General features: G+C 61.4%; 10 protein-coding genes and 1 pseudogene. 3 read left to right on the forward strand and 8 right to left on the reverse strand.

Annotation, left to right across the window (positions count from 1 at the left end):
• Positions 1–12 precede the first annotated feature (12 nt).
• Positions 13–594, forward strand: a complete 582-nt coding sequence (locus tag AC3IYG_RS21420) for a DUF6436 domain-containing protein (RefSeq protein WP_489311485.1) — start codon at positions 13–15, stop codon at positions 592–594.
• A 30-nt stretch (positions 595–624) separates the two neighbouring features.
• On the opposite strand, the gene AC3IYG_RS21425 is transcribed toward AC3IYG_RS21420, so the two are convergent.
• Complete coding sequence (locus AC3IYG_RS21425; protein ID WP_489311486.1) at positions 625–1704, reverse strand: AraC family transcriptional regulator; 1080 nt, start codon at positions 1702–1704, stop codon at positions 625–627.
• A gap of 137 nt (positions 1705–1841) precedes the next feature.
• Here AC3IYG_RS21425 and AC3IYG_RS21430 point away from each other — a divergent pair, with 137 nt between their 5' ends.
• On the forward strand, positions 1842–4226 hold the full coding sequence (locus tag AC3IYG_RS21430) for a penicillin acylase family protein (RefSeq protein WP_489311487.1): 2385 nt from the start codon (positions 1842–1844) through the stop codon (positions 4224–4226).
• A 93-nt stretch (positions 4227–4319) separates the two neighbouring features.
• Positions 4320–4614 (forward strand): annotated as a pseudogene (locus AC3IYG_RS21435) (CorA family divalent cation transporter); the annotation flags it as partial.
• 357 nt (positions 4615–4971) lie between these two features.
• On the opposite strand, the gene AC3IYG_RS21440 reads toward AC3IYG_RS21435, so the two are convergent.
• The 7 genes from AC3IYG_RS21440 to AC3IYG_RS21470 form a co-directional block, all read right to left on the reverse strand.
• On the reverse strand, positions 4972–5871 hold the full coding sequence (locus AC3IYG_RS21440; RefSeq protein WP_489311488.1) for an ABC transporter permease subunit: 900 nt from the start codon (positions 5869–5871) through the stop codon (positions 4972–4974).
• On the reverse strand, positions 5868–6749 hold the full coding sequence (locus tag AC3IYG_RS21445) for an ABC transporter permease subunit (protein WP_489313978.1): 882 nt from the start codon (positions 6747–6749) through the stop codon (positions 5868–5870). The genes AC3IYG_RS21440 and AC3IYG_RS21445 overlap by 4 nt, the downstream gene beginning before the upstream one ends.
• A gap of 23 nt (positions 6750–6772) precedes the next feature.
• Entirely contained in the window at positions 6773–7915 is a 1143-nt protein-coding gene (locus tag AC3IYG_RS21450; protein ID WP_489311489.1) for an ABC transporter ATP-binding protein, read from the reverse strand.
• 56 nt (positions 7916–7971) lie between these two features.
• Entirely contained in the window at positions 7972–9042 is a 1071-nt protein-coding gene (locus AC3IYG_RS21455; RefSeq protein ID WP_489313979.1) for a polyamine ABC transporter substrate-binding protein, read from the reverse strand.
• Positions 9043–9069: 27 nt separating this feature from the next.
• Positions 9070–9246, reverse strand: coding sequence for a hypothetical protein (locus AC3IYG_RS21460; protein WP_489311490.1), 177 nt, complete (start codon positions 9244–9246; stop codon positions 9070–9072).
• 55 nt (positions 9247–9301) lie between these two features.
• Positions 9302–10399: a polyamine ABC transporter substrate-binding protein gene (locus tag AC3IYG_RS21465; protein ID WP_489311491.1), complete on the reverse strand. Its 1098-nt coding sequence runs from the start codon at positions 10397–10399 to the stop codon at positions 9302–9304.
• 198 nt (positions 10400–10597) lie between these two features.
• A complete protein-coding gene (locus AC3IYG_RS21470; RefSeq protein ID WP_489311492.1) occupies positions 10598–11968 on the reverse strand; it encodes an aspartate aminotransferase family protein in 1371 nt (456 codons plus the stop codon).
• Positions 11969–11987: the final 19 nt, after the last annotated feature.

Raw genomic sequence — 11987 nt, forward strand, 5'->3', positions numbered from 1 at the left:
GATTGATCCGCCATGCGCCCGCCTCGCCGTAAAACCCTGCTCGCCAGCCTCCTCGCCGTGATTTGGCTGGGTGCCATGCTCGTCGCCTTCTGGTGGTTCGAGGCCCGCTATATCCGCCCCTTCGGCGAACAGACCGCGTTGTTCTCCGGCGATGCCCTGCGCCTGCCGGACGAGCTGGCCGGGGCGGGGCCGATCCGCGTGGTGCACTTCTGGGACCCGGCCTGCCCATGCAATGTCGGCAACCAGCAGCATCTGGCGGAACTCCTGGAACGCTTCGTGCCGCAAGGCGTTGCCTTCTATGCGCTGCAAAAGCCCGGCAGCCATGGACAATTACCGGACACCTTGAGCGCGTTACAGCCACTGAGTCGCTTACCCGGCGCCGAGCAGTTGCCCGCCAGTCCCGCCATCGGCATCTGGGATAAAGACGGCCGCCTGGCCTACTTCGGCCCGTACAGCGAAGGTGCGAGCTGTACCTCCAGCAACAGTTTTATCGAACCGATTCTCGAAGCGCTGGCCCAAGGCCGAGCGGTCAGCGCGAGCAACACCCTGGCGGTCGGCTGTTTCTGTCAGTGGGCAGCCACAGCCGCCGAATAACTGATGCTCAGTACTTGAACAGCGCCTGCGCTACCGGTTGGGCGCTTGGCCAGCCTGAGCCCGCGCTTCAGGGGCAAGCGCTGATACCTGCTGGCGATAGCCCTCCGGCGTGCCGCCCAGCCAACGGCGGAACGCGCGGTAGAAGGGTGACAGTTCGGCGAAGCCACAGGCCCGCGCCACCTCGCGAATCGGTTGGCCGGCATCCAGCAACTCCAGCGCACGCAAGCGCCGCACTTCTTCATGTAAGGCGCGAAAGCTGCTGCCCTGCTGCGTCAGGCGGCGCTGCAGAGATCCGCCACTGAGGCCCAGAGCGGCAGCGCAGTCGAGCAACAGGCACGGGCGCTGGCCAAGGTTGCGCGCCAGCCAATAACGCACACGGTTGAGCAACTGGTTCTCCGCCAACTCCGCCAGCTCCAGTTCCGCCTGCTGGCTGAGCAGGGCGAACAAGCGCGGATTGGCGCTGCGCGACGGCCGCGCCAGCAGCGCGCGCGGGAAGATCAGCGTGTCATGCGCCTGGGCAAAGCGCGGGGTCAGGCCGAACAGGCGCCGGTGCTCGCTGAGCCGACGCGGCGCCGGATGGCGAAAGTCGATGCCCTGCACCCTGAACTCGCCATCGCTGACGCTGCCGAGCATCTTGATCAACAACAGCGCCAGGCATTCCATCTGCTGGCGCAGCGAGCCAAAGCCGCGATAGTTCAAGTCCAGCACCAGCCGCACGCTGTCACCCTCTTCCTCCATTCGTGCGGCAAAGCCGCCGGACAAAATGTGCTGATAACGCACAAAGCTCTGTATCGCTTCGCGCAAGTCGCGGCTGGCCAGCAGCAGGTAACTCACCACATCCAGCGGCCGCGGCTTCATCACTTCGCCCAGGTGCAGGCCGATGTCGGGGTCGCCGGTCAACCCGGCCAGGGCCTGCCAGAACAGCGGCGCGTTGTCATGCTCCTCGCGCCCGCTCATCAACGGTGGCGCCAGCGGTACGCCCTGATAGGCGCGCCGGTAGGTGTCGGTGGGGTCGAGGCCCAGACTGGCCAGCGCTTCGTAAAGCAGACGGCGCAGGGTCGCCGAATGGGTCAGGGCCGTGGCGGCGTTTTGGGGCTGTTCTGAGGTCATGGTTTTCCCTTTCATTGACCGAAGACTTCCAGCCTGCGAGTCAATGGTCAATGCCGCAATGCTTCCAGCTGCGCAGAATGCAGTGCGCACGGCGGTGACTGTGCCTGCCGACACCCGATAAAAATAAGGAGAACTCGATGAAACGCACCCTGACCGCCCTCGCGGTGGTGATTGCCGCCGTAGCCGCCGGCGCCACTTGGTATGTCCACAGCAAACAGCCGGTGCGCGACGGCCAGGTGTCGATCGCCCATCTGCAGGCGGCGGTCAGCGTGCGTTACGACGAACGCGGCGTGCCGCATATCAAGGCCCAGAGCGAGGCGGACATGTACCGCGCGCTGGGCTACGTGCATGCCCAGGACCGTCTGTTCCAGATGGAAATGCTCCGTCGCCTGGCACGTGGCGAACTGGCGGAGGTGCTCGGCGCCAAACTGCTCGACACCGACCGCCTGTTCCGCACCCTGCGCATCCGCGAACATGCCGACCAGTACGTGACCAGACTCGACAAGCAGTCGCCCTCCTGGCAGGCGCTGGAGGCCTACCTGGACGGCATCAACCAATACCAGGCCAGCCACGCCAAGCCTATCGAGTTCGACCTGCTGGGGATCTCGCCCCGCCCCTTCACCGCCGAAGACACCGTCAGCGTCGCCGGCTACATGGCCTACAGCTTTGCCGCGGCCTTTCGCACCGAGCCGGTGCTGACCTATGTACGCGATGAACTGGGCGCCAACTACCTGAAGGCGTTCGACCTCGACTGGCACCCGCAAGGCGTGGTCGGCCAGCCGAGCCTGGCCGCCAGCGACTGGCAAGACCTCAACGCCATCGCCCGGATCAGCCAGCAGGCGCTGGTCGAAGCCGGCCTGCCGCAATTCGAAGGCAGCAACGCCTGGACCATTTCCGGCAGCCGCACGCAAAGCGGCAAACCGCTGCTGGCCGGCGATCCGCACATCCGTTTCGCCGTACCGGCGGTGTGGTACGAGGCGCAACTGTCGGCGCCGGGCTTCGAGCTGTACGGCTACCACCAGGCGCTCAACCCCTTCGCCTCGCTCGGTCATAACCTGGATTTCGGCTGGAGCCTGACCATGTTCCAGAACGATGACCTCGACCTGATCGCCGAGAAGGTCAACCCGGCCAACGCCAATCAGGTCTGGTCCAACGGCCAGTGGGCCGAGATGACCACCCGCGAGCAGGAAATCCGCGTCAAGGGCGAGGCACCGGTGAAGCTGAACCTGCGCCAATCCCCCCACGGCCCGATCATCAACGACGCCCTCGGCGCCAGCGCCGGCAAAACGCCGATCGCCATGTGGTGGGCCTTCCTCGAAACCGAGAACCCGGTGCTCGACGGTTTCTACCAGCTCAACCGCGCCGACAGCCTGGCGAAGATGCGCAGCGCCGCGGACAAGATCCAGGCGCCGGGCCTCAACCTGGTGTGGGCCAACGCCAAGGGCGATATCGGCTGGTGGGCCGCCGCACAACTGCCGAAACGCCCGACCGGGGTGAACCCGAACTTCATCCTCGACGGCAGCACTGCCGAGGCGGACAAGGACGGCTTCTATCCCTTCAGCGACAACCCGCAGGAAGAGAACCCGGCGCGCGGCTATATCGTTTCGGCCAACTATCAACCGGTGTCGCCGACCGGCATCGAAATTCCCGGCTACTACAACTTGCCTGATCGCGGTGAGCGCTTGAACCAGCGCCTGGCCGACAGCTCGCTGAAGTGGGACCTGAACAACAGCCAGGCACTGCAACTCGACCCCGGAACGGGCTATGCGCCGCGCCTGTTGGCGCCAATCCTCGACGAGTTGCGCGCGGCCGCAACCGACGCGCAGCAACGCGCGCTGGTCGAGCAACTGGCCAGCTGGAATGGCGACCACCCACTCGACTCGATCGCCGCCACGCTGTTCAACCAGTTGCTCTACCAGTTGACCGAACTGGCCATGCACGATGAGCTGGGCGACGCCTTCTTCGACAACCTGCTGTTCACCCGCGTGCTCGACGTCGCCCTGCCGCGCCTGACCGCCGATGCGGCGTCGCCCTGGTGGAACGATCGCAACAGTGACGCCGTGGAAAGTCGCGCCGATATCGTCAAGGCCGCTTGGCAGGCGAGCTTCGCCCACCTGCAAAAAACCCTCGGTGCCGACCCCGCCAGCTGGCAATGGGGCAGCGCGCACAGCCTTACCCACGGCCACCCACTGGGCCAACAGAAGCCGCTGGACCGGCTGTTCAACGTCGGCCCGTTCGCCGCACCGGGTGGCCATGAGACGCCGAACAACCTGTCGCACAAGGTCGGCCCGGCACCTTGGTCGGTGGTCTACGGCCCCTCGACCCGCCGCCTGATCGACTTCGCCGACCCGGCCCATAGCCTTGGCATCAACCCGGTCGGGCAAAGCGGTGTGCTGTTCGATAAGCACTACGCCGACCAGGCGCAAACCTATATGCAGGGCGGCTACCTGCCACAGCACTTCGAGGAAGCGGAAGTGGCGGCCAATACCAAAGGCACCCTGGAACTGCTGCCGGCCAAGTAAGCCGGCGCGCCGGCTAAAAAGCCCCGCACGGGTGGAAATGTCGTTCACTGAAGGCGTGCACGCATGGCGCCCTCTCCCGTTTACGGGAGAGGGCAGGCGGAAATCTACTCGACGGTGTTTTCCGGCTTGACCGATGCGCGGCAACCTGATGAACAACAGCATGAACTCCCTGCTGCGCAAATTGACGCTGATCAACGTGGTGTTTCTGCCGCTCAATCTGATCGCCAGCATTGGCGGTATGTCCGAGTTCAGCATGATGACCAGCGGCGTACCCTGGTGGCTGGCGTATCCGCTGTTTCTTGCGGCGATGTGCGTTACCGGCGGTTCAGTGGTGCTCGTCCTCAAGCGCCTGGCGCCGAGCGCATCAAGTTTGAGCCAAGCCAATTGAATGGCGGAGCTTCATGAATGATCGGGCGTTACTGCGTATTGAACCTGTTCAACTGAAAAGTCAGCGCACTGTTAGTTGTAAAAATCTTCACCTGACTCGGCAATAACAAAAGGCGGCTGAAGCAATCATGAGCAGCACACACGTTGGAATGCTGATGACGTCCACCATCATTTTATTTGGCGTGGTGAATTTCTATATCGAGCATATGCGGAAAAAGAAAAGCAATTCGCCGCCAGTGGATAATTGAGGGCGGCTGACCAATGTGGGTTCCCGCCTTCGCAGGACGACGGTGGGTAGGTAGGAGCCATAAAAAAGGGTCACCGAAGTGACCCTTTGCTGTGCTGACTACCAGAGCGCTTAGGCGGCGACTTGCTGTTGCGACGGATCGCGACGGCTGTCCGGCCCCTTGAGCAAGGCCGCTCCGGTGGTTTCATCCATGGCTTGCTGGATGGCGCGTTTGCGCCGCTCTTCGGCCTGACGGCTGAAGTACCAGACCAGGAAGGTGAAGATCGACACCACCAGCAGGATCAAGCTGGCGACGGCGTTGATCTCTGGTTTCACCCCCAGGCGCACGGCGGAGAACACTTCCATCGGCAAGGTGGTGGAACCCGGCCCGGAAACGAAGCTGGCCAGCACCAGGTCATCCAGCGACAGGGCGAAGGACATCATGCCGCCCGCCGCCAGGGAGGGCGCGATCATCGGGATGGTGATCAGGAAGAATACTTTCCACGGCTTGGCGCCGAGGTCCATCGCCGCTTCCTCGATCGACAGATCCAGCTCACGCAAGCGCGCCGACACCACCACCGCCACATAGGCGGCGCAGAAGGTAGTGTGGGCGATCCAGATGGTGAGGATGCCACGCTCGGCCGGCCAGCCGATCAACTGAGCCATGGCCACGAACAACAGCAACAGCGACAGACCGGTGATCACTTCCGGCATCACCAGCGGCGCGGTGACCAGGCCACCGAACAGCGTGCGCCCCTTGAAGCGGGTGACCCGGGTCAGCACGAAGGCCGCCAGGGTGCCCAACGCGACCGCGGCAATCGCCGTGTAGCAGGCGATTTCCAGCGAGCGCACCACGGAGTTCATCAGTTGGCTGTTGTCGAGCAGACCGACATACCATTTCACCGACCAGCCGCCCCAGACCGTTACCAGTTTGGAGGCGTTGAACGAGTAGATCACCAGGATCAGCATCGGCAGGTAGATGAACAGCAGACCCAGTACCAGCATCAGATTCGAGAAACTGAAGCGCTTCATGCCCGACCCTCCATTTCCTTCGCCTGACTACGGTTGAACAGGATGATTGGCACGATCAGGATCGCCAGCATCACCACCGCCAGAGCCGAAGCTACCGGCCAGTCACGGTTATTGAAGAACTCTTGCCAGAGCACCTTGCCGATCATCAATGTCTCCGGCCCGCCGAGCAGTTCCGGAATCACGAACTCGCCGACCACCGGGATAAACACCAGCATGCAGCCGGCGATGACACCGTTCTTGGACAGCGGCACGGTGATCTTCCAGAAGCTGTTGAAGTTGCTCGAACCGAGATCGGCGGCGGCTTCCAGCAGCGACAGGTCGTGTTTGACCAGGTTGGCGTAGAGCGGCAGGATCATAAACGGCAGGTAGGAGTACACCACGCCGATATAGACCGCCAGGTTGGTGTTGAGGATCTGCAGCGGTTCGCTGATCACTCCCAGCCAGAGCAGGAAGGCATTGAGCAGACCGTTGTTGCTGAGGATCCCCATCCAGGCGTACACGCGGATCAGGATCGCCGTCCAGGTCGGCATCATGATCAGCAACAGCAACACCGTCTGCATATCCTTGCTGGCGCGGGCGATGCCATAGGCCATCGGAAAACCGATCAGCAGGCAGAGCACGGTGCTGAAGAAGGCCATCTTCAGCGAGCCCAGATAAGCCGAGAGATACAGCTCGTCCTCGCCGAGCAGCAGGTAGTTGCCGAGGTTGAGGAGCACCTGCAACTTCTGTTCGACGAAGCTGTAGATCTCGGTATAGGGCGGAATGGCGACGTCGGCTTCGGCAAAGCTGATCTTCAGGACGATGAAGAACGGCAGCATGAAGAACAGGAACAGCCATATGAACGGCACGCCGATGACGACGTGACGACCCCGGGGCAGGAGCCGCTTGAGTTTTCGAGTGTTCATGAGCGCAATGCAACCCCGCTGTCGTCTTCCCACCAGACGAACACTTCGTCGTTCCAGGTCGGTCGGGTGCCGCGGCGCTCGGCGTTGGCCGCGAAGGACTGGACGACCTTGCCGCTCGGCAGCTCGACGTAGAACACCGAGTGGCCACCCAGGTAGGCGATGTCATGCACCCTGCCGCGCGACCAGTTGTATTCGCAAGTCGGCATTTCGGTGGTGACCAACAACTTCTCGGGGCGGATGGCGTAAGTGATGTTCTTGTCCTGCACCGAGGTGCTGACGCCATGGCCGACGTAGATGTTGCGCTCCAGCGCCGGGCTGTCGATCACCGCGTGGCCCTCGGCGTCATCCACCACCTGGCCTTCGAACAGGTTCACGTTGCCGATGAATTCGCAGACCATGCGGCTGGTCGGCGTTTCATAGATGTCGATCGGGCTACCGATCTGGGCGATCCAGCCCAGGTGCATGATGGCGATGCGCTCGGCCATGGTCATGGCCTCTTCCTGGTCGTGGGTCACCATCACGCAGGTCACACCGACCCGCTCGATGATTTCCACCAGCTCCAGCTGCATCTGCGAGCGCAGCTTTTTGTCCAACGCGCCCATCGGCTCATCGAGCAGCAGCAATTTCGGGCTCTTGGCCAGCGAACGGGCCAGCGCCACACGCTGACGCTGACCACCGGAGAGCTGATGCGGCTTGCGCTTGGCGTATTGGCTCATCTGTACCAGCTTGAGCATCTCGGCTACTCGCGCATCGATGTCAGCGGCAGACATTTTGTCCTGCTTGAGGCCAAAGGCGATATTTTGCGCCACGGTCATGTGCGGGAACAGCGCGTAGGACTGGAACATCATGTTGATCGGCCGCTCGTAGGGCGGCATATCGGTGATGTCCTCGCCATCGAGGAAGATCCGCCCCTCGGTTGGACGTTCGAAACCTGCCAGCATCCGCAGCAAGGTGGATTTACCTGAACCAGAGCCGCCGAGCAGGGCGAAAATCTCGCCCTTGTTGATAGTCAAGGACACATCGTCCACGGCTATCGTCTCGTCGAACTTCTTGGTCACCCGGTCGATTTTAACCAGCACCTGTTTAGGTTGCTGGTTGCCCTCGAGGGCTTTCTTGTAGGCGCCGGAGGCAACTGCCATTACAAAACTCCCAACTTATTTAGAGGGCCAGGCCCCTGCGGTCTGGCCTTTTGAACTTATTTACCCGACTTGATCTTGGTCCAGCTGCGGGTCGCCAAGCGTTGGATCTTCGGCGGTAACTCCGCGGAGACGAACAGCTTGGCCAGCACTTCCTTGGACGGATAGACAGCCGGATTGGTGCGTACGGATTCGTCCATAAGCTCCAGCGACTTGGTGTTCGGGTTGGCGTAGCCGACGTAATCACTGACTTGGGTGATCACGTCCGGGCGCAACAGGTAATTGATGAAGGCATGTGCCTGCTCGGCGTTCGCGGCATCGGCCGGCACGGCCATCATGTCGAACCAGAGGTTGCCGCCTTCTTTCGGGATCACGTAATCGATCTTCACGCCCTTGCCGGCTTCTTCGGCACGGCTGGTGGCCTGGAAGATGTCGCCGGAGAACCCGACCGCCACGCAGATGTTGCCGTTGGCCAGATCGGAAATGTATTTGGACGAGTGGAAGTAGGTCACATAGGGGCGCACGGCCAACAGCCTGGCTTCGGCCTTCTTGTAGTCTTCCGGGTTCTGGCTGTTGGGATCGAGGCCCATGTAGTTGAGCATCAGCGGCACCATCTCGTCCGCCGAATCGAGGAAGGAGACGCCGCACTGGCTGAGCTTCTTCATGTTCTCGGGCTCGAATACGGTGGCCCAGGAGTCGATCTGGTCGACGCCAAGCACGGCTTTGACTTTTTCTGCGTTGAAACCGATGCCATTGGTGCCCCACAGGTAGGGGATGGCGTAGAGGTTGCCGGGGTCATTGACCTCGAGCTGCTTGAGCAGCGCCGGGTCGAGGTTGACCATGTTCGGCAGCTTGCTGCGGTCGAGCTTCTGGAAAGCGCCCGCCTTGATCTGCTTGCCGAGGAAGTGGTTGGACGGTACCACCACGTCATACCCGGAACGGCCGGCGAGAAGCTTGCCTTCGAGGGTTTCGTTGGAGTCGAAAACGTCGTAAACCACTTTGGTACCGGTTTCTTTCTCGAAATCGGCCAGGGTGGTTTCACCGATGTAGTCGGACCAGTTGTAGACATGCACGGTCGACTCAGCCTGGGCAATCGCGCTCAGGCTCAACAGGGCCAGCGTGCCGATCAGGGTTTTGCGGAAGGGAATTCGCACATGTCAGTCCTCGTTATTGTTAGGTCGGTACGGCCATTGATTGCGGCCAGTTTTTACCAATTTGCGCAGCCACAGGCTGGCAAACGTCATATCCAGGGCGCAGCAAACTGCAAACGCCAACTGCTTGGAGCCAGCACTTCCACTATAGGCAAAGCCCGTAAAATCGTGATTGAGCAACATCCAACACGCTCCTGACAGGCCTCCAGCGGGAGCACCCGCCGGAGGTGTCGTGGGCTTATTTGCCGGACTTGATCTTGGTCCAGCTGCGAGTCATCGCACGTTGCACGTTGGCAGGCAGATCCGAGAACGCGTAGAGCTTCTTCATCGTATCCGGGGTCGGGTAGATGCCCGGGTCGTTACGGATCGCTTCATCCACCAGCGCAGTGGCAGCGGCGTTACCGTTGGGGAACTGCACCTCGTTGGTGATCTCAGCCATGATTTCCGGCTTCAGCAGGAAGTTGATGAAGGCATGTGCAGCTTCGACGTTAGCGGCATCGGCAGGGATCGCCACCATGTCGAAGAAGGTACCGGCACCTTCCTTCGGAATGTTGTAGAGCACCTTCACGCCGGCTTTGGATTCATCGGCGCGCGACTTGGCCTGGTAGATATCGCCTGAGTAACCGATGGCCACGCAGATGTTGCCGTTAGCCAGATCGGAGATGTACTTGGACGAGTGGAAGTAGCCGGTCGATGGACGAACGCTGAGGAACAGCGCTTCGGCTGCTTTCAGCTCTTTCGGATCCTGGCTGTCGGTCTTGAATCCCAGGTAGTGCAAGGCCGCTGGCAGCATCTCGGTCGGCGAATCGAGGAAGCTGACGCCACAGTCTTTCAACTTGGCCATGTTTTCCGGCTTGAACACCAAGTCCCAGGAGTTCACTGGGGCGTTCTCGCCGAGTGCGGCCTTGACCTTGTCGACGTTGTAACCAATGCCGATCGAGCCCCACATGTAGGGGAAGGCGTATTGGTTGCCCGGGTCGCTGACTTCCACGGTCTTGAGCAGGTCGGGGTTCAGGTTCTTCCAGTTCGGCAGCTTGGACTTGTCCAGTGGCTGATAGACCTTGGCCTTGATCTGCTTGGCGAGGAAGTTGTTGGACGGTACGACGATGTCATAGCCCGACTTGCCAGCCAGCAGCTTGGCTTCGAGGGTTTCGTTGCTGTCGAAAACGTCGTAGACCACCTTGATGCCGGTCTCCTTGGTGAACTTCTCGACAGTGTTCGGCGCGATGTAATCCGACCAGTTGTAAACGTGCAGCACTTTGTCATCGGCCTGAACAGCGCCGGCCATGACTCCCAATAAGGACAACGCGAGTAAGGACTTGCCGAATGTTTTCATGCGTACAGCTCCTATTTGTTGTTTAGGTATCCAAACGGTAACGTCTGCCCGGAAAGCTCGAAACCATGCTTCCCCTTTAGCCATCACCCTTCGGTGAGCCCGGCCAACGCACGCGTGCAGTCTGGCAAGGTCTAGCGCGGGTTTACAACTGTCAGGCATAACCGGCTAACAATTTATCAACCCGCCCTATGGCGTAACTCAGGCTTGCAGATCGGCAAGCGTCAGGTCCAGGCATAGACGCGCCTTGGCCACCAGCTCGTCGATTTCTGCTTTGCTGATCACCAGCGGCGGCGAAATGATCATGGTGTCGCCCACCGCGCGCATGATCAGACCGTTATTAAAGCAGTGACCGCGGCAAATCATGCCCACACCCTTGCCTTCGAAACGCGCGCGGGTCTGTTTGTTCTTCACCAGCTCGATCGCGCCGAGCATGCCCACACCGCGCACTTCACCCACCAGCGGGTGATCCGCCAGCTCACGCAAACGCTTTTGCAAATACGGTGCCGTTTCTTCGCGCACGCGCTCGAGAATCCGTTCTTCGCGCAGGATGCGGAGGTTTTCCAGCGCCACCGCCGCCGCCACCGGGTGCCCGGAGTAGGTGAAGCCGTGGTTGAAGTCGCCGCCCTCGTTGAGCACCTCGACGACCTTGTCGCTGACGATCAGGCCACCCATGGGGATGTAGCCCGAGGTCAGGCCCTTGGCGATGGTCATCAAGTCCGGGCTGTTGCCGTAGTAGTCGCTGCCGAACCATTCGCCGGTGCGGCCGAAACCACAGATCACTTCGTCGGCGACGAACAGGATGTCGTACTTGGCGAGGATCTCGCGGATCTTCGGCCAGTAGCTGTCTGGCGGAATGATCACCCCGCCGGCGCCCTGGATCGGCTCGGCGATAAAGGCCGCAACGTTCGCTTCGCCGACTTCGAGGATTTTCTTTTCCAGCTGTTCGGCGGCCCAGATGCCGAACTCGTCCGGGCTCATGTCGCCGCCTTCACCGAACCAGTACGGCTGCGCAATGTGCACGATGCCCGGGATCGGCAGGTCGCCCTGCTCGTGCATGTAGGTCATGCCACCCAGGCTGGCGCCGGCCACGGTGGAGCCGTGGTAGCCGTTGAGGCGGCTGATGATGACCTTCTTCTGCGGCTGGCCTTTGATCGCCCAGTAGTGGCGCACCATGCGCAGCATGGTGTCGTTGCCTTCGGAACCCGAGCCGGTGAAGAACACGTGGTTCATGCCCGGCGGGGCGATCTCGGCAAGCGCCTTGGCCAGTTCGAGCACCGGCGGGTGCGCGGTCTGGAAGAACAGGTTGTAGAAGGGCAGCGCTTTCATCTGCTGGCTGGCGGCTTCGGCCAGCTCGTCGCGGCCATAACCGATCGCCACGCACCAGAGCCCGGCCATGGCGTCGAGGATCTTGTTGCCCTCGCTGTCCCAGATGTACACCCCGTCGGCCTTGGTAATGATCCGCGGGCCCTTCTCTTTCAGCTGCTTGAAGTCGCTGAAGGGGGCCAGGTGATGGTCGTTGCTAAGCGCCTGCCACTCGAGAGTCTGCGGGTTAGTCACTTGGCTGCTCATAATTCATACCTCTTTGAAA

It is taken from the genome of Pseudomonas sp. KH_027, assembly GCF_057838565.1.